General features: G+C 62.8%; 19 protein-coding genes. 10 read left to right on the top strand and 9 right to left on the bottom strand.

Translation table 11 applies throughout. The features are described from left to right. Window positions 1–5 precede the first annotated feature (5 nt). From PU133_RS18465 to PU133_RS18455, 3 genes are all read right to left on the bottom strand, one after another. The gene (locus PU133_RS18465; RefSeq protein WP_404862864.1) at window positions 6–1,094 is read right to left on the bottom strand and encodes a nickel/cobalt transporter; all 1,089 of its coding nucleotides are present in this window, start codon (window positions 1,092–1,094) and stop codon (window positions 6–8) included. Then, complete coding sequence (locus PU133_RS18460) at window positions 1,088–1,747, bottom strand: DUF1007 family protein (protein WP_404862863.1); 660 nt, start codon at window positions 1,745–1,747, stop codon at window positions 1,088–1,090. Before PU133_RS18460 ends, PU133_RS18465 begins: the two co-directional genes overlap by 7 nt. Before the next feature lie 102 nt (window positions 1,748–1,849). Continuing rightward, the gene (locus PU133_RS18455; protein WP_404862862.1) at window positions 1,850–2,749 is read right to left on the bottom strand and encodes a LysR family transcriptional regulator; all 900 of its coding nucleotides are present in this window, start codon (window positions 2,747–2,749) and stop codon (window positions 1,850–1,852) included. 562 nt (window positions 2,750–3,311) lie between these two features. Between PU133_RS18455 and odc2 the strand changes: the two genes are divergently transcribed. Continuing rightward, window positions 3,312–4,445, top strand: a complete 1,134-nt coding sequence (gene odc2 / locus PU133_RS18450) for an ornithine/lysine decarboxylase (protein ID WP_126011957.1) — start codon at window positions 3,312–3,314, stop codon at window positions 4,443–4,445. A gap of 108 nt (window positions 4,446–4,553) precedes the next feature. After that, window positions 4,554–5,129 (top strand): GNAT family N-acetyltransferase, encoded by a 576-nt coding sequence (locus tag PU133_RS18445; RefSeq protein WP_404862861.1) that lies wholly within the window; start codon window positions 4,554–4,556, stop codon window positions 5,127–5,129. Between the two features lie 66 nt (window positions 5,130–5,195). On the opposite strand, the gene PU133_RS18440 is transcribed toward PU133_RS18445, so the two are convergent. The 4 genes from PU133_RS18440 to PU133_RS18425 all read right to left on the bottom strand — a co-directional run bounded on the left by PU133_RS18440 (window position 5,196) and on the right by PU133_RS18425 (window position 10,274). Further along, the gene (locus PU133_RS18440) at window positions 5,196–6,656 is read right to left on the bottom strand and encodes a UdgX family uracil-DNA binding protein (protein WP_404862860.1); all 1,461 of its coding nucleotides are present in this window, start codon (window positions 6,654–6,656) and stop codon (window positions 5,196–5,198) included. Window positions 6,657–6,658: 2 nt separating this feature from the next. Continuing rightward, on the bottom strand, window positions 6,659–7,894 hold the full coding sequence (locus PU133_RS18435; protein WP_404862859.1) for a putative DNA modification/repair radical SAM protein: 1,236 nt from the start codon (window positions 7,892–7,894) through the stop codon (window positions 6,659–6,661). Window positions 7,895–8,137: 243 nt separating this feature from the next. Next, window positions 8,138–9,112 carry a WD40 repeat domain-containing protein gene (locus tag PU133_RS18430; protein WP_404862858.1) on the bottom strand — a complete coding sequence of 325 codons (975 nt, stop codon included), beginning with the start codon at window positions 9,110–9,112 and terminating at the stop codon, window positions 8,138–8,140. Window positions 9,113–9,116: 4 nt separating this feature from the next. Continuing rightward, complete coding sequence (locus PU133_RS18425) at window positions 9,117–10,274, bottom strand: CobW family GTP-binding protein (RefSeq protein ID WP_404862857.1); 1,158 nt, start codon at window positions 10,272–10,274, stop codon at window positions 9,117–9,119. Between the two features lie 147 nt (window positions 10,275–10,421). Between PU133_RS18425 and PU133_RS18420 the strand changes: the two genes are divergently transcribed. Further along, a complete protein-coding gene (locus tag PU133_RS18420; protein ID WP_404862856.1) occupies window positions 10,422–11,627 on the top strand; it encodes an FAD-binding domain-containing protein in 1,206 nt (401 codons plus the stop codon). A gap of 3 nt (window positions 11,628–11,630) precedes the next feature. Here PU133_RS18420 and PU133_RS18415 read toward each other — a convergent pair whose 3' ends face one another. After that, entirely contained in the window at window positions 11,631–12,473 is an 843-nt protein-coding gene (locus tag PU133_RS18415; protein ID WP_404862855.1) for a creatininase family protein, read from the bottom strand. Window positions 12,474–12,587: 114 nt separating this feature from the next. On the opposite strand from PU133_RS18415, the gene PU133_RS18410 reads away from it, so the two are divergent. From PU133_RS18410 to PU133_RS18400, 3 genes are all read left to right on the top strand, one after another. Beyond that, the gene (locus tag PU133_RS18410; RefSeq protein WP_404862854.1) at window positions 12,588–13,079 is read left to right on the top strand and encodes a MarR family winged helix-turn-helix transcriptional regulator; all 492 of its coding nucleotides are present in this window, start codon (window positions 12,588–12,590) and stop codon (window positions 13,077–13,079) included. A gap of 87 nt (window positions 13,080–13,166) precedes the next feature. Next, window positions 13,167–14,186, top strand: coding sequence for a LacI family DNA-binding transcriptional regulator (locus tag PU133_RS18405; RefSeq protein WP_404862853.1), 1,020 nt, complete (start codon window positions 13,167–13,169; stop codon window positions 14,184–14,186). Window positions 14,187–14,211: 25 nt separating this feature from the next. Continuing rightward, complete coding sequence (locus PU133_RS18400; protein ID WP_404862852.1) at window positions 14,212–15,192, top strand: 2-hydroxyacid dehydrogenase; 981 nt, start codon at window positions 14,212–14,214, stop codon at window positions 15,190–15,192. Here the strand turns inward: PU133_RS18400 and PU133_RS18395 are convergent. After that, complete coding sequence (locus PU133_RS18395) at window positions 15,189–15,956, bottom strand: gamma-glutamyl-gamma-aminobutyrate hydrolase family protein (protein WP_404862851.1); 768 nt, start codon at window positions 15,954–15,956, stop codon at window positions 15,189–15,191. The genes PU133_RS18400 and PU133_RS18395 overlap by 4 nt on opposite strands. Window positions 15,957–16,104: 148 nt before the next feature. Between PU133_RS18395 and PU133_RS18390 the strand changes: the two genes are divergently transcribed. The 4 genes from PU133_RS18390 (at window position 16,105) to PU133_RS18375 (ending at window position 24,109) form a co-directional block, all read left to right on the top strand. Beyond that, the gene (locus PU133_RS18390) at window positions 16,105–17,190 is read left to right on the top strand and encodes a TRAP transporter substrate-binding protein (protein ID WP_126011937.1); all 1,086 of its coding nucleotides are present in this window, start codon (window positions 16,105–16,107) and stop codon (window positions 17,188–17,190) included. Further along, a complete protein-coding gene (locus tag PU133_RS18385; protein WP_126011935.1) occupies window positions 17,190–17,990 on the top strand; it encodes an SDR family NAD(P)-dependent oxidoreductase in 801 nt (266 codons plus the stop codon). The genes PU133_RS18390 and PU133_RS18385 overlap by 1 nt, the downstream gene beginning before the upstream one ends. 177 nt (window positions 17,991–18,167) lie before the next feature. After that, a complete protein-coding gene (locus PU133_RS18380; protein ID WP_404862850.1) occupies window positions 18,168–21,638 on the top strand; it encodes an indolepyruvate ferredoxin oxidoreductase family protein in 3,471 nt (1,156 codons plus the stop codon). Between the two features lie 113 nt (window positions 21,639–21,751). Further along, the gene (locus PU133_RS18375; protein WP_404862849.1) at window positions 21,752–24,109 is read left to right on the top strand and encodes a putative bifunctional diguanylate cyclase/phosphodiesterase; all 2,358 of its coding nucleotides are present in this window, start codon (window positions 21,752–21,754) and stop codon (window positions 24,107–24,109) included. Window positions 24,110–24,136 lie beyond the last annotated feature (27 nt).

Here is a 24,136-nt window from a genome sequence, read left to right as displayed (position 1 = left end):
CGAAATCAGGCGGCAAGTGCGGCCGTGAGCAACAGCGCGCCGATGACGAATACGCAGAGCGCGCCGAAAATCTCGATGCCGTTCGTCACCCGCACGGCGCTGCCGCTGCCGGAATAGCGGATCGCGACGTCTTTCGCGCCGACCGCGAGGCACGCAAGCACCGAAACGGTGATGGCGGTTCCGATCGACATGGCGAAGACCGAGAGAATGCCGCCGAGATAGAGGCCGTTTAGAAGCGCAAACGTCAGGACGATCAGAGCGCCGGAGCAGGGCCGCAGACCGACGGCCAGCACGGCGGACCAGGCCTCGCGCGTGGAAAGGCGCTCCTTTGCAAGCAGCGCCGGATCCGGCGCATGGGAATGACCGCAGACCGAGCACGCGTCGCCGACGGCATGTGCATGATCGTGATAATGGCTATGCGAACCGTGATCATGATGGTGATGACCATCATGATGGTCGTGATGCCCATGATTATGGTGATGATGGTCATGCTGGTGATGGTCTTGGGCGGGTGCAACCGCTGCGGCCGACAGCGTCGCCGGGCGTCGGCGGGCGGGGGCGAGCTTGCGGTAGAGCAGCCACGCGCCGAAGGCAGTGATGACGGCAAAGCTTGCGATTTCGAGACTGCGGGTCGCGTCCGTCATGGAAATCGCCGTGCCGCGCAGCACGAGATAGGTGAGTCCCACCACCAGAACCGCCATGACGCCCTGAAGCAGAGCCGACGCGAAGGACAGGAAGATGCCGCGACGCAGCGCAACCTCGTTGGCGACCATGTAAGCGGAAATGACCGCCTTGCCGTGCCCCGGTCCGGCCGCGTGGAAGACGCCATAGGCAAACGACAGGCCGATCAGGCCGGAGAGCTTCCACGGATCTTCCCGCATGTCGCGCAGCGCGCTCGTCAGCGAGCGATAGAAATCCTGCTGCAGCGCGTTGATCCAGCCGAAGAAGCCGCTCATGAAACCGCCGGTGTTGATCGATGGTTCGGCGGTGCCGATACCGAGCGGCGATTGCGCGAGCGCCGGCGCGATCAGCAGGCCTGCAGCAATGCACGCGAGGCACACAGGCAAGGCAATTCTGGTCGAGACCTTCAGCATGTCACCTCCAGCCGTGTCGCGAAGAGCTGCGAGATGTCGTAGCCTTCGGGATCGTTGAAGAAGGCTTCCGTCAGGCTGCCCTGCATCTCGGCAAGCACCTGGTCGGGATCGGGCCGCACCACTGCGCTCTCGCATCCGCCGGCATTGCCCATGACGACCATGTCGCCGTCATTCACGAAGTCGATCGCGGCATACATGGTCGGATCGTAGACGCCGAAGGTCAGCTTGCCATCGAGCGGTGCGTCATCCTTGGGTTTGACCGCGAAGAACATCAGAAGCTGGCCGTTCTCGAAATTGGCGAAGATGCGATCGGGCGCCTGGACGCCGAGATCGACGCCGTTTCGGTGAATGGCGGTGTAATAGTCGAAATCGCCCAGCGACTGCTTCACGGTTTCGCCGATCGCCTCCAACTCCTCCTGCTCGAGTTCGAGGTTGGAGTTCGCATCGAATTCCAGCATCACGGTGGAGGAAAAGAACTCGTCGAAACGCCACACATGGCGAAGCTCTTCCACCTTGCCATCGTCGCCGAGCATCACCTCGAGCCGTGCTTCGGCGAAGATATGAGGATGAGCGCCGGCAGACGTCGGCAGGGCCAGCAGGCAGATCCCGGCGAACACCAGGCGCGCCAATCCGCTTTTCCGCGTCGTTTTCATCGATGCCCCTGACACTGTCCCGAATCCCGATAGCCACCGCTTGCCTTGAAAAGGCGGCTGAAATTCGACCGTGGCACCGCAAGCTTTCGCGAAACAGGCCTCTCAGCCCTGATGCAGCTTCCTGAACCATGCGGTCTGATGGTCGACGAAGGCGCGAACTTTGGCAGGCAGATAGCGGCGGTGGGGATAGATCGCGTAGATGCCGCGATCGTCGATACCGTTTTCCTCAAAGAGCGAGACGAGTTCGCCGCTGTCGAGCGCGGACTTCGCCACGAAGTCCGGCAGCATAGTCACGCCAAGCCCGCCGATCGCAGCGCGCATGGCCATCATCGGGCTGTTGACCTCCATGCGAACATTCACGTTGACCGTGAACTGGCTGCCATCGGCGCGCTGGAACCGCCAGTTGCTGAGCGAGCGACCATTGGTGTCGAGAATGCAGGGCAGGCGCGCGAGATCCGTCGGGTCGTTCAACGGTCCATGTTGCTCGATGAACGCGGGCGAGGCGCAAACGAGGATGCGGAAGGGCCCAAGCTTTCGGGCGATCAGCCCGGAGTCCTCAAGCCGCGTGATGCGGATCGCGATGTCGAAGCCTTCCTCCACCAGATCGACGAATCGGTCATCGGCGACGACATCGAGCGTCAGGTCGGGATGATCGACGGCGAAATCGACCAGCGATGCACCGATATCCGCGTCGGCGAAGGTGCGAGGGGCTGAAATCCGCAGTCGGCCTTTCAGATCGCTGTTGTTCTCGCGAACCAGGTCCGCGAGGCTGTCGATTTCCTTCAGGATTTCAGACGCGCTCTTGTAATAGGTGTGACCCGCTTCGGTGAGGGAGAATTGGCGCGTCGTGCGGTTCAAGAGAAGGGCGCCGAGCTCGTCTTCCAGCTCCCGGACATATTTTGAAAGCAGCGCCTTAGACCGGCCGATCTTGCGCGATGCTGCTGAAAAGCCCTCTGCCTCGACCACGTCTATGAAGGCTCGAATGCGCGTCAATGTATCCAATGTAAGGAGGTCCTTGCTTTAGTTCAGCCGCATATGTTGTCGGATACCGCGATCGCAAGGGGCAGAACGGCATTCTGGGGCCGAATGACGCTTACGTGTTCGACGCGACCCGATGAAAAACCTCTTGATTGTGACAGCGCGACTCACTATTTCCGGTGCTGCCCAAAGTCGCACGTGCCTGTGGGTGTCCGCCGAACCCTCGAATGGTGAGGAAATTCGGTAAGGTACCTGGAACTAACCCCTCCAGTCGCTTCTCCGGCCAACCGGAAAGAGCGAGGACATCTTGAAGCAACGACGGTGCGGGCCTTTCTGGTGTCTGCCGGCTGTCCAAATGCCGGGGTTACTGAAGAGGCACACCCTCATTGCCGAAAGTGCGGTTGGGTCACCCCCATCCAATCCAAGGCAGACAAAGCCCGAATCATCGCCCGGGCGGGCGCTGGTTCAGCCATTGCGTCGCAAGTCTTGCGGAACTGCGGTCCTCCATCGGCCGTCGTCCTTCGGGCTGGCGTCGTCCTTTGTCATCCGGTTTTTCAAGCCGGGCATGGAAATGGGAGCGACCCCGATGACCACTGACCGTATCCGCGATTTCCTCGCAACCCGACGTCCCGAAGGCCCTTGCCTCGTCGTCGATCTCGACATCGTGCGCGACAATTACCGCGCCTTCGAGAAGGCGTTGCCTGACAGCTCCATCTATTATGCCGTCAAGGCGAACCCCGCGCCCGAAATCCTGAAGCTTCTCGCTTCCATGGGCTCCAACTTCGATTGCGCCTCCGTGGCCGAAATCGAAATGGCCCTGGATGCTGGTGCAACAGCACGCCGCATCTCCTTCGGCAACACGATCAAGAAGGAGCGCGACGTGGCGCGTGCCCATGCGCTCGGCGTCAACCTCTTTGCCGTCGATAGCCATGAGGAAGTCGAGAAGGTCGCCCGTGCCGCTCCCGGCGCACGCGTGTTCTGCCGCGTCCTGACCGATGGCGAAGGTGCCGAATGGCCGCTGTCGCGCAAGTTCGGCTGCGTGCCGCAGATGGCCGTCGACGTGCTCGTCTACGCCCACCAGCTCGGTCTCGTCTCCTATGGCGTCTCGTTCCATGTCGGTTCGCAGATGACCAAGCTCGACGCCTGGGATGCAGCACTGTCGGACGCGCGCCGTGTCTTCGAAAAGCTTGCCCAGCAGGGCATCGAGCTCAAGATGGTCAATATGGGTGGCGGTTTCCCAACCAAGTACCTGAAGGACGTGCCGACGGCGGAAGCCTACGGCCAGGCGATCTTCGGTGCGCTGCGCAAGCATTTCGGCAACAACTTGCCGGAGACGATCATCGAGCCAGGCCGCGGCATGGTCGGCAGTGCCGGCGTGATCAAGGCTGAAGTCGTGCTCGTTTCCAAGAAGGCCGACACCGATCAGCTGCGCTGGGTCTTCCTCGACATCGGCAAGTTCGGCGGTCTCGCCGAGACGATGGATGAGGCGATCCGCTACCCGATCCGCACGGCCCGCGACGCGGACGACATGGAAAACTGCGTGATCGCCGGCCCGACCTGCGATAGCGCCGACGTGCTCTATGAAAAGGCGCCTTATCCGCTGCCCGTCTCTCTGACGATCGGCGACGAGGTTCTGATCGAAGGCACCGGCGCCTACACGACGACCTACGCGTCCGTGGCCTTCAACGGCTTCGAACCGCTCCGATCCTACGTTATCTGACCGCCGGGGGCTGCGTTCCAGCCCTCGACAGGTCTGCCGCTGGCTGCAGCGTTCGCTTGAGGTGGACGCGCGGCTGCGTGCTCTCCATTCGTCCCGAAAGTCATGCCCATGACCACGCTGTTCCACCAGATCGACACCGCCAAAGCCGGCCTTGCCGCTGAGGATCTGATCACAATCCGCGCGGAAGCTGCGTATGAAATCGACGAGCGCAATGCGTTGCTCGCACGCGCCATGGCGCCCGACTGGCGTACGAAGACGTCGGAGAAGCTGCGCCACGGCCGCCTGCCGGCCGCCGGCCTCGCATTCGTCGCCAAGAACCGTGCGGGCCACATCCTCGGCACGGTGCGGCTTTGGGACATCCATGCAGGCATCGACCGGGAAGGGCGAGACGTGCCGGCGCTTCTGCTTGGCCCGCTCGCTGTCGATCCCTCGGCCAAGGCAGCCGGCATCGGCACGGGCCTGATGTTGCGCGCGATCGAAAAGGCGCGGCGCTATGGCCATGGCGCGATTTTGCTCGTTGGCGACGCGCCCTATTACGAGCGCTTTGGCTTCACGGGCGAAAAGACGGCGACGCTGATGCTGCCTGGCCCGTTCGAGCGCGACCGCTTTCTCGCGCTGGAGCTCAAGCCCGGTCATCTGGACGGTGCTGCAGGCTTTGTCAGCGCTTCCGGCAGCAAGGCCTGACAAGATTTTCCAATCGATAATGCGTTGGGCCGCTTCATCCCGGAGCGGCCCTTTCGTTTTGGCGCCTCAGGCCGCGTTCATCAGGTCCCGCACGGCGGCAAGATCCTCCGCAAAGAGGCGGCGCTCGCGGGCAGCGGTCTCCTTATCCGGAATGCGCAGCAGGAAGGACGGGTGCACGGTGACGAACACGCGCAGCCCGCTCTCGGTCGTCACGATCTGCCGCCGGTTCTTCGTTACCGGCAACGTCTTGCCGGACAAGGCGGTGAGCGCTGTTGCGCCAAGCGCCACGGTGAGCTTCGGCTGGATCAGCGTCAGTTCCTGGTCGAGCCACCAGCGGCAGGCCTGCACTTCTCCGGAATTGGGCTTGGAGTGGATGCGCCGTTTGCCGCGCGGCTCGAACTTGAAGTGCTTCACCGCATTCGTGACATAGACGCGCTGACGATCGATTCCGACCTCTTCCAGCGTAGCGTTGAACATCTGTCCGGCTGGCCCGACGAAGGGTTTTCCCGCCAGATCCTCCTGGTCGCCCGGCTGCTCGCCGACAAAGACGACATCCGCATCGCGTGGCCCTTCGCCAAAGACGGTCTGCGTCGCATCTTTCCAGAGCGGACACCGCCGACAGCCTTCGGCCTGTTTCTCCAGCGCATCGAGCGTTTCGGCGATCTCTTCCTCGGCCATGCCGCCCATCTTCTTCGGCTCCCAATACTGTTCCTGGATGCGGGCATGGTGCGGCGCGGAAAGGGTGGGCGCGCGCGCCACCATCTCTTCCGCTGCCTTGCCGGCGCCGGCGATCATGCCAGGAATGAGCGGCGCCTCCGGCAGGTTCCGCCAGTATTTCTTCGGCATTTCGGCCTGCATGGCCTTCACCTTCAACCGGGCGGGATTGAAGATGGACGTGAAATAGGTGCGCCAGAGATCCTCGGCCGCATCGTCCGCGGGTGCATCTTCCTTGCTTGCGCCCGGCATCACCGTGATGTCCGCACCGTCCCAGGAGATCGAGCGCCAAGGCGTCAGGATCGTCCATTTCATGCCGGTGAAGCGCGCCCGAAAGAACCCTGCTTCGCGTTCCGCGATATAATGCTCCGGCTCGAACCAGGCGACGAACCATTCTTCGCCCACCACGTCGATCTTCCGGAATCGCACGAAGGCATGCATCTTGTGGGCATCGCGCCGGATCGATTTCTCCATCCGTTCAAGCCGCTGGATATCGGGATCGGACGCGATGCGGAGCAGGTTTTTCTCCTGCGAGACCCTCAGGAGAAGCCGGTACATGAAGGAAAATCGATCCGGATCGCGGTGATGGATCACCTGTTCCAGACGCTTGACCACCTCGCGTGGCACGGTGAATTCCGCACCGGTCGGCGGCTCCGGCAGAAGCGGTGAGGCATCTTCGAAAAGGTCTTCCGTCGTCTGGCCGACCACGCTGAACCGAATGTCGCCAGGCTCAACGCCGGCCAGCGCCAATTGCCGCGCCGCGTGGCGCCACCCATCGAAATCCGTCTGATCGGCGAGCGTGACGGCAAACATCGCTAAAACAACGACAGCTGCGCAGGTTGCGGCGTCATTCGGGCCTTGAGCGAGGGACTGTCCGTCAGCCCGCCCGGTTGCCAATCGAGCGCGGTGATGAACGGCCGCACCTTGTTGACCGACTGGCAAAGCCGGCCGACATCCTCGAGCCTGAGCGTCCGGTAGCGCCGCACCTGCAGGATCTTCGCCACGGCCTTGGTGCCGAGCCCCGGCACGCGCAGCAGCGATTCCCGATCGCCCCGGTTGACGTCGACTGGAAAACGCTGGCGATTGGCGAGCGCCCAGGCGAGCTTGGGGTCGACGGCGAGATCGAGCATCCCGTCGCTTTGGCCCGCCAGGATCTCGTTCTGCTCGAAGCCGTAGAAGCGCATCAGCCAGTCGGCCTGGTAGAGCCGATGTTCGCGCATAAGCGGCGGCTGGATGAGCGGCAGCGATGATTTCGCATCGGGGATCGGGCTGAAGGCGGAGTAATAGACGCGCTTCAGATGATAGCTCGAATAGAGCCGGGCGCTGGTTTTCAGGATCGTGTCGTCATTGGCGGGATCGGCGCCGATGATCATCTGCGTCGACTGCCCGCCCGGCGCGAAGCGTTCTTTTCTCTTGGTGCGCAGTGTCGGCTCGGATTTCTCCTCGATCTTCATCCGAAGATTGCCCATCGCCTTCCGGATTTCCGCGGGCCGCTTTTCCGGGGCGAGGCGCGAGACGCCATCATCGGTGGGCAATTCGACATTGATCGAGAGCCGGTCGGCGAATCGGCCCGCTTCCTCGAGCAGCAGCGGGTCGCAGTCGGGGATGGTCTTGAGGTGGATATAGCCGGCAAAGCGATGCGTGACGCGCAGCTGCCGGGCGACTTCCACCAACTGCCCCATCGTTTCATCCGGCGATCGGATAATGCCGGAGGAGAGGAAAAGCCCCTCGATGTAGTTCCGCTTGTAAAAGTCGAGCGTCAGATCGACGACTTCCTGCACGGTGAAGCGGGCGCGCCGGACATTCGACGACGATCGGTTGATGCAATAGGCGCAGTCATAGATGCAGAAATTCGTGAGCAGGATTTTCAGAAGCGAAATGCATCGCCCGTCCGGCGCATAGGAATGACAAATGCCGGCCCCGGTGGTCGACCCGATGCCACCCGTGCCGAGCGAGTTGCGCTTCGTCGATCCGGAGGACGCACACGAGGCGTCATATTTTGCAGCATCCGAAAGGATCGCCAGTTTTTCCAACGTCGATAGCTGAGCCATGCGTTCATGCTATGTTCGCAACACGCCGACGTCTATGTCTTTTATTGTAAAACTGGAAGGAGTTTTGGGAGCTGCCGATCGGTCTTCATCCGAAGGCGAGGGCGCGGCATGATCTCTCGCAGCCCTCATGGTGAGCCTGTCGAACCACGAGGCGTAGCAGAATGGGGCCACCTCGCCCTTCGACAGGCTCAGGATGAGGTGGAGCTGGCGTCGAGTGCGGAGCCGCCGCACTCGCTGCTGTCTTCAAGCGGTGATATCCACCACGCCGCAATCGCCGGCCTCGGAGCCGAAGACGAGCTGGTGACCATCGCGACTCCAGTCGAGCGAGGAGAGAGCGCCCTTGCCGGGGCGGCGCAAAAGCACTTCCTTGCCGTCTTCCATGCGTGCAGCAAGGATCATGCCGTCATTGAAACCGATGGCGACTACATCCTGTGCCGGGTGGCAGGCGACGATGGTGACAAGCGCGTCGCCCCGCGTGCCGAGCTCCAGCGGCGGCTTGCCCATCGGGCCATCCTTGCCGACGAAGGGCCACACGATCGCGGCCGGCGCGCCGGATGAGGCAAGCCATTTGCCTTTGAAGCTCCAGGACAGCGACTTCACCTTGGCCGGATAGCCAGACATCCGCATGTCATGCAGGTCGGACATGCGCCAGCCATGCAGCGCCTGTTCCTGCATCGTGGTGACGAGATACTTGCCGTCGGGCGAGAAGGTGATGCCCGTGTGGCTGCCCTTCCATTCAAGTTCCGCAGGCTTGGAATCCATGCCGGCCCAGACGAGGGTCACGCCGTTGTAGCGGGCAAGCGCCACCCTCAGGCCCTTCGGCGCGAAGGCTATGCCCTCGACCGTTCGCTCGCAGGCGATCTCCTTGAGCGTTCCGTCTGCCAGCCGCACATAGGCAGTGCGCCCGGAGGAAAAGCCGATCACCCCTTGAGGCCCGGACGCGATCTGGCCAATCCATTTGCGACCGATCTCGGCGAGCGTCTCGATCTCGCCCGTGGCTGAGATGCGGCTTACCTTGCCATCCTCGCCGCCCGTCAGAAGGGTCTTGCCGTCGCCAGACAGACTGGCCACCAGCAGCCCGTCATGCGCTTCCACGGTCTTGTGGCCATGATCGAGTCGATGGACCGTGCCGTCCGCCATGGCGAATGTCGGAATGCCGGAGACGAAGCGCGCCGCGACGCAATACCCGTCGAGGTCGAGAGGAGCGACTGTCGGCATCCGTTCAGCCGGCCTGGCAGGCGAGGAAGGTGCGTTCCAGCTTTTCGCGGTCGAGCTCGCGGCCGATGAAGACGATGCGGCTTTCCCGCTTTTCGCCGTCCTTCCAGGCCCGCTGGTGATCGCCTTCGATCAGCATGTGGATACCCTGGATGACATAGCGGTCCTCGTCGCCTTCGAAGGCGATAATGCCCTTGAGCCTAAGGATGTTCGGTCCATCCATCTGGGTGATCTTTTCGATCCACGGGAAGAACTTCTTCGGATCCATGGAGCCCGCGCGTAGCGACACCGACTGAACCGTCGCATCGTGGATGTCGGATGCTTCGCCATGGTGATGATGGTGGTCGTGCCCATGGTGGTCGTGCCCGTGATGATCATGTCCGTGGTGATCATGGTCATGATGGGCGTGATCGTGATGATCATGGTCGCAGTCCGGGCCGCAGACATGATCGTGGTCGTGATCATGGTCCTTTTGGTCGAGGAAATGCGGGTCGTTCTCCAGCGCGCGCTGCAGATCGAACGCGCCGCGGTTGAGCACCTGGGTCACATCGATCTTGGCGCGTTCGGCCCGATGGATGCGCGCGGATGGATTGATGGCCCGCACCGTCGCTTCGATCTTGCGCAGTTCGGCTTCGTCGACCAGGTCGGTCTTGTTGAGGATGACGACGTCGGCAAAGGCGATCTGGTCTTCGGCCTCGCGCGAATCCTTGAGCCTCAGCGGCAGGTGCTTGGCATCGACGAGCGCAATGACGGCATCGAGCTGCGTCTTGGAGCGCACGTCCTCGTCCATGAAGAAGGTCTGGGCGACAGGAGCCGGATCGGCAAGCCCGGTCGTTTCCACGATGATTGCGTCGAAGCGGCCGGGACGGCGCATCAGGCCTTCCACGACACGGATCAGGTCGCCGCGCACCGTGCAGCAGACGCAGCCATTGTTCATTTCGTAGATCTCTTCGTCGCTCTCGACGATGAGATCATTGTCGATGCCGATCTCGCCGAACTCGTTCACGATGACGGCGTATTTCTGGCCGTGGTTTTCGGACAGGATACGGTTGAGAAGCGTCGTCTTGCCGGCGCCGAGATAGCCCGTCAGCACAGTGACGGGGATCGGCTTGGCGTCGGTGGATGTGGCAGGGTTCGGGACGGATTGCGTCGCTGCGTCGCTCATGGCGGGAACCTTTCATTCGTTGCTCGGGATATAGGCCCTCCGAGCGGGCTCTGCCAAGGGTACCAGGACGGAAGTGCTGCCCCGGCGCCTTTCCTTTCTCGCCTTGCCATCTATCTCCCGCTCGTCTGGACAAGGGAGCACGACGAGATGGCGGCATTGGTGGCGACGAGAGAGGCAGGATTGCAGCGCCTGGCGGAATTCGTCGATGACGCCGGCGAACGCTACGCCCGCAACCGCAACACCGATTTCGGCGACCCTGCGCGCAATGCCGTTTCGATGCTGTCGCCCTATCTGCGTCACCGCCTTGTCTCGGAAGAGGAGGTCTTGACGGCAGTCCTTGAACGGCATTCTCCGCGCGATGCGGAGAAGTTCATCCAGGAGGTGTACTGGCGCACATACTTCAAGGGTTGGCTTGAGCAGCGCCCGCAGGTCTGGCGCGACTATGAGACGGCGCGCGACAGATCGCTCGCCGCGCTCTCGTCGAATAAGGGGCTTGCCACCGCTTACGATCAGGCCGTTGCGGGTACGACTGGGATCGATGCTTTCGATGCTTTTGCTCTGGAGCTGGTGGAAACCGGCTATCTCCACAACCACGCGCGCATGTGGTTCGCATCGATCTGGATTTTCACGCTCCGGCTGCCCTGGGAACTCGGTGCAGACTTCTTCATGCGCCATCTGATGGATGGCGACCCAGCCTCCAACACGCTCTCCTGGCGCTGGGTCGCCGGACTGCACACCCGCGGCAAGAATTACCTCGCCACGCGCGACAACATTCGCCGATATACGAATGGGCGTTTCAACCCCAAGGGTCTCAACGAAAACGCGCCGCCGCTCGATGGCCCGGAGCCGCCCCATCCCTTGAAACTGCCGGTTGGTGAAAATCCTGCGGCCGTTCCGAGCGTTCTTCTTCTCCACGACGACGATTGCATCGCGCCACCCTTTGACGCGCTGCTGTGCGAGATCGTCGATGTGGTGGCGCTCGATGCATCCGCCGGACGTTCGCCAGGCGAGAGGGGCAATTTGGCAGCGACATTCACGCGCGAAGCGCTTGTGGATTCCCTCGCTGCTCATGGCGCGGGGGGCGATAATTCGCCCGAGACGGATCCGGAGCGCATCGTCGCCCGCATCGTGCAGTCCGGTGCTCGCCAGGTCGTCGCGCCTCATGCTCCGGTCGGCCCGGTAAACGATGCCCTTAACCGCATCGCGAAAACGCTGCAAAGTCACGAGATCTCGATGGTCCGGCCGATCCGCGCCTATGACCGCGAAGCATGGCCGCATGCGACGAAGGGCTTCTTTGCGATGAAATCGGTCATCCCGGACATGCTGGCTTTGATGGCGGGGCGCAGCGCCTGATCCTTACGTCAGGCGGGCCGCGTCGAAGCGGTGGACGTCGTCCAGAAGCTCGATGAACTGCGCCGCTGCATGGTCGATGATGCGCTGACCCGTCTCGGCATCGGCGCTCGCAGCATCGCCCACCACGCCCTGGGGATTGAGATCGCTCGCCTTCCAGCCAAAGGCATGCGGGCCGTAGGCGCGCAGATGGCGCATACTTCCTGCTAGCTCGCGCTGGAAAGAGGGAAAGTTCTCCGCCCTTTTCATCTCAACCGTTTCGGGCTTCAGCGCCAGGATCATCGACGTTTCGATCAGCCCGCCATGGATATCGAAGGGCTTGTCGGCTGGCGAGATCACAGCCTCCGGCAGGGGAAACCGCGTCCAGCTTGTCGCCACGGCAAGCATGTTGAAGCGCACTCTGGCTTCGGTGGCGATCACTGTCATCAGCGGCGCGTTGCCGCCATGGGCATTGAGCATCACGAATTTGCGGATACCCGCAGCGTTGAGCTTGGCGGCGATGCCGAGCCATCGCTCGATGGCCTCCTGGTAACCGAGCGTGCGCGTACCCGCCACGTCCATGTGCTCGATCGAGTAACCGACCGGCTCCACCGGGAGCATGGTGACGGGAAGGTTATCCGGCAAAAGCGCCACGATGCGCTGCGCAAGCCCGTCCGCGATGATCGTATCCGTCTCGAACGGCAGATGCGGCCCATGCTGTTCATGCGCCCCAAGCGGCAGAACGGCAATCCAGTCCGCACGATCGGCCGGCTCCGTTGCGCGGCCTTCGATGTCACGCAGATCGGCGCTGAGGAAACGCTCGGGAATGGCCCGAGGCGTGTCCCCAGGAGTGGCCGGAGGAATGCCCATTGTCTCGCCTTCGCGCCTTGATAACATAAGCCGGCAAAAGAATGCCTGCTCGCTTGCCCTGCAATAAAGGGCCAAAGGGAGAGGATGCAAGCGGCTGAGGGGAGATCGCTGAAGATGGCGAAGAAGGACAAGCTCGAAAAGGGCAAGAAGAAGCGCGACCAGGAGACAGTGGCCGATGGCACGCTGTCGACAACATTGATCCAGACGGCCCGCGCCATGCGCACCCTGCTTGCCCGCGATCTCGTCGATCACGGCCTCTATGCGGGGCAGGAAATGGTGATCCTGTCGCTCGCGGAAGCCGACGGCAAATCGCCGGGCGTCATCGCTGCTGAACTCGGCGTGCGCGCACCGACCATCACCAAGACGGTCAATCGCCTGATGGCGCAGGGATTCGTGGAAAAGCGCGACAATGGAAGCGACGGCCGCCGCACCGAAATCGCCCTGACTGCGCGTGGCCAGGAAACGCTGGCCTCGATCAAGCAGGCCACGGCGGGTGTCGAGCAGGCGCTTTTGGCGGGCCTGAGCGGCAAGGAGACCCGCCAGCTCGCAAAGCTTTTGAAGAAGCTGGAGGAAAACGTCTCCGAGACCGCTGCGCCGCAGACCTGATCGCCTTGCGGATGCAGCGCCATTGTCGCCGCGCATTCAATCTGTTTATTTAAATCCTTTAAATCATGTCACAGGGGTGGAGACCGGTTGGCCCAGAAGATCAAACTCTCGACGATCGCTGAATCGCTGGGCGTATCGACGGCAACCGTTTCGCTTGCCTTGCGTGACAGTCCCCTGGTCGCCGACACGACGCGGGAGAAGATCAAGGATCAGGCACGCGCGCTCGGCTACATCTACAACCGCCGTGCGGCGAGCCTGCGCACGTCGCGCTCCGGGATCATCGGCGTCGTCGTCCACGACATCATGAACCCGTTCTACGCGGAAATCCTGCGCGCCATCGAAAGCGAGCTCGATCGCAACCGTCAGACCTTCATCCTGTCGAACCACTACGACTCGGTCGAGAAGCAGCGCACCTTCCTGGAAACGCTGCTGCAGCTCGGCAGCGATGGCGTGATCATGTCGCCCGCCATCGGCACGCCGCGTGACGATCTGCTGCTTGCGGAAAACAACGGCATGCCGACGATTCTCATTGCACGCTCGGTGCCGGATATCGACGTGCCGACCTTCCGCGGCGACGATGCCTACGGGATCGCGCTCGCCACGAACCATCTCATCGGCCTCGGCCATCGGGTCATTGCCATGATCGGCGGCACGGACCAGACCTCGACCGGTCGTGATCGCTATCAAGGCTATGTCGACGCGCTGAAGAAGGCCGGCATCGAGGTCGATCCGGCGCTCCGCATCCCCGGCCCGCGCACCAAGCAGGGCGGCTTCGAGGCGGCGGTCAATTTTCTCTCCATGGCGCAAAAACCCACCGCCGCCGTCTGCTGGAACGACCTCGTCGCGATAGGCCTCATGAACGGCATTCAGCGCGCTGGCCTCGTTCCGGGGCGCGATATCTCGGTCACCGGCTATGACGATCTCGAGGAAGCATCGATCGCAACGCCGGCGCTGACGACCGTCTGGAACGGCCAGTCCGAGGTTGGGCGCATGGCGGCGCGGGCACTGCTCGACAAGCTAGCCGGCAGCCATGCCGAAGATTACCTCCACCTCATCAAGCCGGAAATGCGCATCCGGCAATCGACCGCTCCTCTCCATCCACGCTGACATCAGACAAGAAGGAACCTGGTCCATGACACGGTCCCCCCATCGCATCCTCGTGCCCTCGCACATGCTCGATCACCTGAAGGCGCGCGTCTCAGAGCGGTTCGATGTCGTCTTTGCCGACAGGATCGACGGCATCTCGGACGAGGAAGCGGCAAGCCTTGACGGGTTCGCAGGCTGGGGCCGGATCGACCGCAAACTGATCGACCGGATGGCGAACTTGAAGATCATCGCATCCTACGGCGTCGGCTACGACACGATCGATGCCGCCTATGCCGCCGAGAAGGGGATCGTCGTCACCCACACACCGGATGTGCTGTCCGAAGAGGTGGCCGACGTGACGATCGGGCTTCTCCTGAACACGCTGCGCGAACTGCCGCGTGCAGAAGCCTATCTGCGCGAAGGCCGGTGGGCGAAGGAGGGTCCGTTCCACCTGTCACCGCTCACACTTCGCGGCCGTCATGTCGGCATCTATGGCCTCGGCCGTATCGGGCTCGAAATCGCCAAGCGTCTGGAAGGCTTCGGTGTCGAGATCAGCTATCACGCCCGCTCGCAAAAGACGGGTGTGCGCTACGGCTACGCACCGACGCTGAAGGTTCTGGCCGAAGCCGTCGACACGCTGGTGATCGCCGTGCCCGGCGGGCCGGAAACGGAGAAGTCGGTGGATGCGGAGATCCTCAAGGCTCTCGGCGCAAAGGGCGTCGTCATCAATATCGGCCGCGGCTCGGTGATTGACGAGGATGCGTTGATCGAAGCGCTTCAGAACAGGACGATCGCCGCCGCCGGTCTCGACGTCTTTGCCCATGAACCGAACGTGCCGGATGCGCTTCTTGCACTGCCGAACGTATCGGTGCTGCCGCACATCGCATCGGGCTCTGTCGCAACGCGCAACGCCATGGCCGATCTTGTCGCCGACAATCTCATTGCCTGGTTCGATGAGGGCAAGGCGCTGACGCCAGTGCCGGAATGCGCCGACGTTGCTGCCAGCGCGTCAGCGAAAAACGATTAAGCCGAAACCTTGAGCCGGTGCGCGCCGGAAAGCCGTGAGCGCACCGCCTCGCCGAATGCCCGGAAGATCGCACCGGAGGGCTGGTCCGTGCGGAACCAGTATTCCGGGTGCCATTGTACGCCGACCGCGAACGCCTTGGCATCGATGACCGAAACGGCCTCGATCGTTCCGTCGTCGGCCACCGCTTCGACCGTCAGCCGCGGCGCCAGCGCACTGATTGCCTGTCGGTGCAGCGAATTCACCGGAACCGCGCCGGCACCGACGATGCCGGCCAGGCACGAGCCTTCTTTCACTTGCACCGGGTGGCGCACCGCAAAGGCCTCGTCCGCGATCTCCGTTACCGGCTTGCGGTGGTCCATGCGCTCGGGAAGCGTCTGGATTTCGGTGGCAAGCGTTCCGCCGAGTGCGACGTTGAGCTCCTGAATGCCCCGGCAGATGGCGAGTAGCGGCAGGCCGCGCTCGATGGCACCACGAATAAGTCCCAGGCTCACCGTGTCACGTGCGGGATCGAAAGGCCCGTGCTCCGGCGTTTCCTTCTCGCCATAGAGGCTCGGATGCACATTGGTCCGCGAACCGGTGATCAGCACGCCGTCGACCCGGTCTAGCACCGTCTCCACATCGATATGGGCGTCGAGCGCGGGCACGATGAGGGGGATCACGCCGGCGCCTTCTGCCGCCGCCGATATGTACTGGTTCGGCGAGGCATGCCAGTCATAGCCTTCGAAATGGCGGTTGTCGGCCGGCACGGCAACGATGGGCATCATGGTGCGGATCTGTCTCGCTGAAATTCGGATGATCGACGATTGGCGCGAATTTTTCTTTGGCGCAAGAGCCTTGTCCGGGCAAGCATAACGGGTACAACGAAAGCCACGCGCGCAAGGCCGGTTTGGCCGTTTTGAGTACGGAGAAGACATGGAACGGCGCCGGTTCATCCAGATTGCAGCACTGACGGGCGGCGTGAGCCTGGCCGCGCCCTCGATCGCACAGACTGCGCCGCCGGTGCGCTGGCGCTGTGTGTCCGGGTTCCCGGCAACGCTCGAAACGCTGTTCGGTGCTGCACAGATGCTGGCCGATGCGGTAGCCGAAGCAACGGGCGGTCGTTTCGAAATCACCGTCGAAGAGGCCAGTTCGCCCGCACTCGAACAACTGGATGCGCTTTCGGCCGGCTCGGTCGAGATGCTCCACACCGCGCCCCATTATTTCTCGGAGCGCGATACGGCTTTTGCTTTCGGTTCGGGTCTGCCTTTCGGCCTCAACCAGCGCCTGACCAATGCCTGGCTGCTGGAAGGCGGCGGGCTCGACATCTTCAATGCCTATCTCGGTGGAAGGTCCATCTTGGCGTTTCCGGCCGGCAACACCGGCGCGCAGATGGGCGGCTGGTTCAATCGCGAGATCAATGCGCTGGCGGACCTCGCCGGTATCCGCTTCCGCATCGGTGGTTTCGGGCGTCGCATCGTCCAGGACATCGGCGTCATTCCGCAGGACACACCGCCGGAAGGACTAGTCGCGGCTTTCGAAGCCAATGAGATCGACGCCGCGGAATTTGCCGGTCCCGCCGAGGACACCGTGCTCGGCCTGCCGCGGGTGGCACGCTATCTCTATTATCCGGGATGGTGGGAAGGCGGCGTGGCGTTGATGGCGATGATCAATCTCGATGCTTTCAATGCCTTGCCGGCTGAATACCAAGTCGCTCTTCGCCACGCATCGGCGGTGGTGAACACGCGGATCATGGCCCGCTACGACATCCTCAACCCGCCGGCACTGGCGGCACTCGAGAATGCGGGCACCATCGTCCGGCCCTACAGCAACGACATCATGGACGCCTGCTTCTCGGCCGCCGAACAGGCTTACCGCACCTTTTCGCGCGAGAATGAAGCCTTCGCGGAGCTCTGGGAGAGCTATTCCGCTTATCGCCGCACTGCCTATTCCTGGATGCGCCGATCGGATTACGCGTTCGACACCTACATGATGATCCTCGACCGCGGCGGCCGCCTCTGATGGCCGACATCGACCTTTCAACCGCATCGCGCCTGAAGGCTGCGCAGCTGTTCGATCTCTCCGGCCGCGTCGCGATCGTGACCGGTGGCACGAGCGGGCTCGGGCGCGACATCGCAGCAGCGTTGCTTGCCAATGGCGCTCGCGTTCTCGTTGCAGGTCGTCATGCGGCGGAAGTGGACAGCGCGCCCTGCAGGCTGGGGGCCTGTCAGAGCGTTCTCGAAGTGGCGCGGGCAGACATCACGGACCCGCAAGATGTCACCGCGATGTTTGAGCGATGCGAGGCCCGCTTCGGCCCGGCCACCATCCTCGTCAATGCCGCCGGGATCGGCCTCCGCAAGCCGGCTCTGGAGACGGCAGCGTCGGAATGGGCCGATATCGCCGCCATCAACACGCAGGCTACCTTCGCGGTGAGCCAGGAGGCCGCGCGGCGCATGATCGATGCCGGCACCGGCGGTTCGATCATCGGCCTGTCGAGCTTCCTTGCCGACAAGGCGGTGCGCAACACGGTTGCCTATGCGGCGTCCAAGGCCGCGCTTGAACAGATGACCCGATGCCTGGCCTTGGAATGGGCGCGTCACGGCATCCGGGTGAATGCGATCGCACCCGGCTGGTTTCCAACGCCCATGACGGAGCCTTTCCTCGGCGGCCGTGCAGGTGCCGTGCTGGCGGAAACGAACCCCATGCGGCGGCTCGGGCGGGATACTGATCTCGCCGGTGCAGCGCTCCTTCTCGCTTCGGACGCTGGCAGCTACATCACCGGCACCACGATCACCGTCGATGGTGGCCAGTCGATCAGCTGAGCTTGATTGCGCCATAAGGCAATCAGGCGATGCTTCTTGTCGTTCAAAAGCGTATTGGCGACAGGAAGTTGCACCGCTGCAGCGCACAATCGAAAGCGTTTGACCCCAGACCTTCTAGCTTCACAATGCAAGACCAAGGCGCGCCGCAGGAGGGCGGCGTGCCGGGGGAGGATTTGAATGACGCTGCATGACGTGTCGCTCGACGACAAATACGACCTGACCAAATCGCGCATTTTCGTCACGGGAACCCAGGCGATCGTTCGGGTTCTTCTGACCCGAAAGGAGCTCGACCGGCGCGCCGGGCTGAACACGGGCGGCTTCGTCTCGGGCTATCGCGGATCGCCGCTCGGAGGGCTCGATCAGCAGCTTTTCGGCGCAAACCGCCTCCTGCAGGCAAACGACATCGTCTTTCAGCCGGGTCTCAACGAAGAGCTAGCCGCCACGGCAATCTGGGGCACGCAGCAGACTGAACTCGATGGGTTCGGCAAGCACAACGGCGTCTTCGCGCTCTGGTATGGCAAGGGTCCGGGCGTCGATCGTTCCGGCGACGTGTTCCGGCATGCCAATCTCGCCGGTTCGTCGCGCCATGGCGGCGTTCTGGCGCTGATGGGCGACGACCACACCGCCGAAAGCTCCACCAATGCGCACCAGACCGAATTCCAGTTCGTCGACACGATGATCCCGATCCTCAATCCCGCCGGCGTGCAGGAGATGATCGACTACGGCGTCATCGGCTACGAACTGTCACGCTTTGCCGGCACATGGACGGCGCTGAAATGCGTGAAGGACAATGTGGAATCCACCGCTTCCGTCGAAGCGGGGCTCGACCGCTTCCAGGTCGTGATCCCAGACTTCGACATGCCGCCCGGTGGCCTCAACATTCGCAGCAATGATCTCGACTTCCTCGGCCAGGAAGAGCGGATGCACCAGTACAAGCGTGCCGCCGCCGCAGCCTTCATCCGCGCCAACCGTCTCAACCGCGTCGTCTTCTCCGGCGGACGGGATGCCAGCCTCGGCATCGTGACGGTCGGCAAATCCTATCTCGATGTGCGCCAGGCGCTTGCCGATCTCGGCATCGACGAGCGGGAGTCGGCGCGGCTCGGCATCCGCCTCATGAAGGTCGCGGCACCCTGGCCCTTCGACCGCGAAGACATCGTCGATTTCGCCCAAGGGCTTAAAACGCTGATCGTGGTGGAAGAGAAGCGCTCGCTCATCGAGAGCCAAATTCGTGAAGCGCTCTATGGAACCGCGCACCAGCCGGTCATCGTCGGCAAGAGGGACGAGCGCGGCGACTGGCTTCTGCCAATAAAAGGCGCGCTCGATCCGAACGACATCGCGATTGCGATCGGTGAGCGCGTGCAGAGTACGATCGGCTTCAACGAGGCGGTTGCAGGGCGGCTGTCGCGGCTCAAACAGAGGCAGGCGATGCTCGCCGAAACCGGCGACGTTGCGGTGCGGCGTCCGCATTTCTGTTCCGGCTGTCCGCACAATTCCTCCACCAAAGTTCCCGAAGGCTCCGTTGCGGCTGCCGGGATCGGCTGCCACTTCATGGCGCTCTGGATGGACCGCGACACGGCAGGCTTCACGCAGATGGGCGGGGAGGGCGCGCAATGGGTAGGCCAGGCGCCGTTCACGAAGCGCGGCCATATCTTCCAGAATCTGGGGGATGGCACCTACAACCATTCCGGCGTGCTGGCGCTTCGCTTCGCCGTCGCGGCCAAGGCCAACATCACCTACAAGATCCTCTATAACGACGCCGTCGCGATGACCGGCGGCCAGTCGCATGAAGGTGGCCTGAGCGTCGATGCCATCGCGAGGCAAGTGCGCGCCGAAGGCGTCGAGCGCATCGCCGTCGTCACAGACGAGCCCTACAAATACCCGCCATCGGTGAAGTTTCCGGACGGCACCACGATCGATCATCGCGGCGATCTTGATCGCGTGCAGCGGGAACTCGCGGCCCTGCCGGGCGTGACGGTGCTCCTCTATGATCAAACGTGCGCTGCCGAGAAGCGCCGCCGCCGCAAGCGCGGGCTTTATCCCGATCCCGACAAGCGCGTGATCATCAACGAGCTGGTCTGCGAAGGCTGCGGCGATTGCGGCGTCAAGTCCAACTGCGTGTCCGTACAGCCGGTCGAGACGCCCTTCGGGCGCAAGCGGCGGATCGACCAGTCGAACTGCAACAAGGACTTCTCCTGCCTCGACGGCTTCTGCCCGTCCTTCGTCACCGTTCACGGCGCGAAGTTGAAGAAGGCCGAGGGCGGCGCCAAGGCGCTCGGCGATCCGCTGGCCAACGTTCCCGAGCCAAGCACCTTCGTGCTCGATGAGAATGGCTGGGCTGGCATCGTCACGGGTATCGGCGGAACCGGCGTCGTCACCATCGGCGCAATCCTCGGCATGGCAGCCCATCTGGAGGGCAGGGGCTGCGGCATGATCGACATGGCCGGCCTTGCGCAAAAGGGCGGTGCCGTTTTCAGCCATGTCCGCATCGCGCAATCGCCCGAAGCCATCTCGGCGATCCGGGTTTCGGCCGGCAAGGCCGACCTCGTTCTGGGCTGCGATTTGGTCGTGACCGGTTCGCGCAAGGTGCTCGCGGCAATCAGCGAGAACCGGACGCATGTCGTCGCCAACACCGCCGAGGTGATGCCGGGCGATTTCACCCGCGATGCCGACTTCAGCCTGCCGACGGAGCGGCTGAAGCGAGCGATCAGGCAGGCGGCCGGCGACGCAAAGACCGTTTTGGTCGATGCAACGTCCGCTGTAAACGCCCTGTTTGCCAACGGGCTTGCAACCAACATGCTGATGCTGGGCCTTGCCTACCAGCAAGGCGGTATCCCGCTTTCCGCGGACGCACTGGAACGAGCGATCCAGCTGAATGGTCAGGCCGTGGCCATGAACATCGCCGCGTTCCGCTGGGGCAGGGCACTCGCCCATGATCCTGCGCTGGCTGCACGCCTCAACACGGCCGCGAAACCAGAGACCGAGGATGATCTCGCCTCCGACATTTCGCGGCGGGAACGGTTTCTCGTCGATTATCAAGACCAGGCCTATGCGGCGCGCTTCCGCAAACGGATCGACCAGGTGGCGGCGGCGGAAGCCGCGATCGCGGGCGCGCCCGGCAACGTCACCCGCCAGGCGGCCGCGTCGCTCTTTCGCCTGATGGCGATCAAGGATGAGTATGAAGTCGCCCGTCTTTACACCGATAGAAGCTTCGAGCGGCAACTGGCCGGGCAATTCGCGAGCTTTGAGCGGCTGGAGTTTCATCTGGCGCCGCCGCTGATGCCCGGTCCGAAGTCCGGCGACGGCCATCCTGCCAAGCGCAGCTTCGGACCCTGGATGATGTCGGCGTTCAGGCTCCTTGCCTGGCTTCGCGGGTTGCGTGGTTCGGCCATCGATGTCTTCGGCTGGACGGAAGAACGCAAGCGCGAACGCAAGATGCTTGTCGACTTCGAGGCGGAAATCGACCACGTCGCGACGAAGCTGACCCAGTCGAACCTTGCGGCGGCGGCGGAACTTCTTGCCTGGCCGCAGGCTGTACGTGGCTACGGGCATGTCCGAGAGGAAAGCATCCGAAAGACTGCTCCACGTGCCGCTTCTTTGCGCACAGCTTTCGACAGAAAAGGGGAAGCATTCCCGATTGCCGCGGAGTAGAGATATGTCAGGCCCGCGCAAGGTGTCCTGCGCTATTGCTCGGGGTCATTAGCCCTCAATTCTCGCTGGGATTGCGCAAGCGTTCCTTAAGCCTTGGCTGCTAGAGATTGCGCATGTGGAACGCAGAACGGCCTGAAACGGCAAAGAGCGAAGAGCGGTTGCCCACGGACGTCTATCTCTCGTTCGTGCGTTCGCTATACGGAAATCGCTCGACCACCGTCGCCGGCATAGCAACGCATATCATCGTGTCGCTCGCGATCTATACCAAGGTCGGCGATCCGATGTTCATCGCCTTCGCGGCGATGTTCGCCGCGGTCGGTGCCGGCCGCGTGGCGCTGATGCGCGTCTTCGACACGGTCGATTTCACCGGCGCAGACCACGCTTTCATCTGGAAGTGGGAATTCCGCTACATTGTCGGCACCGCGATCGTGTCGCTCGTGCTCGGCTCGATGGCGGCATACAGCTCGTTTGCGGTACGGGAATATTTCGCCGAAATCGCCTCGATCGCGCTTGGTCTGGCGGCTATGATTTCCGTAGTTGGCCGCAATTACGGCTCGCGCATCACCGTCAACCTGATGTCGCTCCTGCTGTTCGGGCCGATCGCCGTTGGCCTGATCATGACAGGCGATCCCTATCGTGCACTTCTCGCCGTCCTCGTCATCCCGCTGGTGCTGACGACACGGTCCATGGCGAACGGCGTGCGCGACTTCCTCTACCAGACCGTTCTCGGCAAGCGCGCCGTTCTCGTCATGGCGGAGCGGCTCGACATGGCGCTCAACAACATGTCCCACGGCCTCGTCATGCTCGACGAGGACCGGCGCATTGTCCTGGCCAACCGCAAGGTCGCACGCCTTTTCAATCTCAAGGGCCCCGAAGTGGTCCATGACCGTAAGCTGTCGGTCGTCTTTCGCCATGCCGTCCGCAGCGGTGCGATCACGCGGGAACTGTCCAATCAGATCCTGAACAGCATCGACGAACTCTATGACGGCCACCGATCCCGCTGTCTGATCAAGGTTTCCGACGATCTCTATCTCGAATTCTCCGCCCGGCGCCGCTCCGGCGGCGATGGCGTCGTCCTGATCTTCGAAAACGTCACTGCCCGCATCAAGGCCGACGAGAAGATCAACTATCTGGCCCGCTACGACAGCCTCACCGGCCTTCCGAACCGTTACCATTTCGCCGACCTCGTGCGCGACCAGCTTGCCGGCATGGATGGCTCCGACATGGTGGCGCTGGTCGTTATCGACATCGATGACTTCAAGCACGTCAACGATACGCTCGGGCACGTCGCCGGTGACCGCCTGCTGTGCGAACTGTCCTCGCGGCTCAAGCTCGTCGAGCCGCATCGCATCATTTCCTCGCGCTTCGGCGGCGACGAATTCGTCCTCCTGATCCGAGATGCCGATACGGCGAGCGACGTGTCGCGTGTCATGGGCGCGATCTTCGATGCCCTGTCGGGTGTCTATATCGTCCAGGGCAACAAGCTGTTTGCCAGCGTCAGCGCCGGTCTCGTGCTCGCACGCCGGTCGGGCTTCGTGCTCGACGAACTGCAGATCAAGGCCGATCTGGCGCTGCATGAGTCGAAGAAGCGCGACAAGAACACCTGGACGGTCTTTGCCGAATCCATGGACGAGAAATATCGCCTGCGTCAGATCCTCAAGAAGGATCTGCGCCTGGCGATCGAGCAGCGCTCGCTGACGCTCGTCTACCAGCCGATGTTCAGCGCCGACGGTCTGCGCCTCGCCCGCTGCGAAGCATTGTCGCGCTGGCAGCATCCGACGCTCGGCGCCATCTCGCCAGGCGACTACATCCCGCTCGCCGAAGAAATGGGCATCGTTCCGCTCATCACCGATTTCATGCTGCAGACGGCCTGTCGCGATGCCGCAAGCTGGCCGGGCAATCTTGCCGTCTCGGTCAACCTGTCGGCGCTCGATCTGCGCAACCGCGATATCGTGCGTCTCGTCACCGATGCGCTCGGTTCATCCGGGCTTGCGCCGGAGCGGCTCGAGGTCGAAGTGACCGAAAGCGCCTTCGTGGAAGACGCCGTCGCCGCCCGCGACATCCTCAACGAGCTGCGGATGCTTGGCGTCACCATCGCCATCGACGATTTCGGCACCGGCTATTCGAACCTTTCCTACCTGAACAGCCTGCCGGTCACGAAGGTGAAGATCGATCGATCCTTCGTGCGCGACGTGACGAAGAGCTCGAAGAACTTCAAGCTCCTGAGCGGCATCGTCTATCTCGCCCGCGAGATGGATCTGGAAGTCACCGTCGAAGGCGTCGAGACCGAAGAGCAGTTGCGCATGGTCTGCGCAACGGGCCATGTCGACCTCATCCAAGGCTTCATTTTCGGCAAGCCGCTGCCCCAGAGCAGCATCCGTGAGCTTGCAGCAAAGTCCGTCGCGGACGCCAAGCCCGCTTCCACGGTTGTGCCGAAAGGCTCCACCTCGGCATCCCGCATTCGTCGCTGAGAAGATCGGTCACCGCCCGGCCTCTGT

Source organism: Georhizobium sp. MAB10, from assembly GCF_045012825.1.
Classification (GTDB): Bacteria; Pseudomonadota; Alphaproteobacteria; order Rhizobiales; family Rhizobiaceae; genus Georhizobium; species Georhizobium profundi.
This window is presented reverse-complemented; position numbering and strand designations above follow the sequence as displayed.

Bases quoted from the DNA above. Each gene is read 5' to 3' on its own strand.
- PU133_RS18465 (WP_404862864.1), bottom strand. From the start codon at position 1,094: ATGCTGAAGGTCTCGACCAGAATTGCCTTGCCTGTGTGCCTCGCGTGC.
- PU133_RS18460 (WP_404862863.1), bottom strand. From the start codon at position 1,747: ATGAAAACGACGCGGAAAAGCGGATTGGCGCGCCTGGTGTTCGCCGGG.
- odc2 (WP_126011957.1), top strand. From the start codon at position 3,312: ATGACCACTGACCGTATCCGCGATTTCCTCGCAACCCGACGTCCCGAA.
- PU133_RS18445 (WP_404862861.1), top strand. From the start codon at position 4,554: ATGACCACGCTGTTCCACCAGATCGACACCGCCAAAGCCGGCCTTGCC.
- PU133_RS18440 (WP_404862860.1), bottom strand. From the start codon at position 6,656: ATGTTTGCCGTCACGCTCGCCGATCAGACGGATTTCGATGGGTGGCGC.
- PU133_RS18435 (WP_404862859.1), bottom strand. From the start codon at position 7,894: ATGGCTCAGCTATCGACGTTGGAAAAACTGGCGATCCTTTCGGATGCT.
- PU133_RS18430 (WP_404862858.1), bottom strand. From the start codon at position 9,112: ATGCCGACAGTCGCTCCTCTCGACCTCGACGGGTATTGCGTCGCGGCG.
- PU133_RS18425 (WP_404862857.1), bottom strand. From the start codon at position 10,274: ATGAGCGACGCAGCGACGCAATCCGTCCCGAACCCTGCCACATCCACC.
- PU133_RS18420 (WP_404862856.1), top strand. From the start codon at position 10,422: ATGGCGGCATTGGTGGCGACGAGAGAGGCAGGATTGCAGCGCCTGGCG.
- PU133_RS18415 (WP_404862855.1), bottom strand. From the start codon at position 12,473: ATGGGCATTCCTCCGGCCACTCCTGGGGACACGCCTCGGGCCATTCCC.
- PU133_RS18410 (WP_404862854.1), top strand. From the start codon at position 12,588: ATGGCGAAGAAGGACAAGCTCGAAAAGGGCAAGAAGAAGCGCGACCAG.
- PU133_RS18400 (WP_404862852.1), top strand. From the start codon at position 14,212: ATGACACGGTCCCCCCATCGCATCCTCGTGCCCTCGCACATGCTCGAT.
- PU133_RS18395 (WP_404862851.1), bottom strand. From the start codon at position 15,956: ATGATGCCCATCGTTGCCGTGCCGGCCGACAACCGCCATTTCGAAGGC.
- PU133_RS18390 (WP_126011937.1), top strand. From the start codon at position 16,105: ATGGAACGGCGCCGGTTCATCCAGATTGCAGCACTGACGGGCGGCGTG.
- PU133_RS18385 (WP_126011935.1), top strand. From the start codon at position 17,190: ATGGCCGACATCGACCTTTCAACCGCATCGCGCCTGAAGGCTGCGCAG.
- PU133_RS18380 (WP_404862850.1), top strand. From the start codon at position 18,168: ATGACGCTGCATGACGTGTCGCTCGACGACAAATACGACCTGACCAAA.
- PU133_RS18375 (WP_404862849.1), top strand. From the start codon at position 21,752: ATGTGGAACGCAGAACGGCCTGAAACGGCAAAGAGCGAAGAGCGGTTG.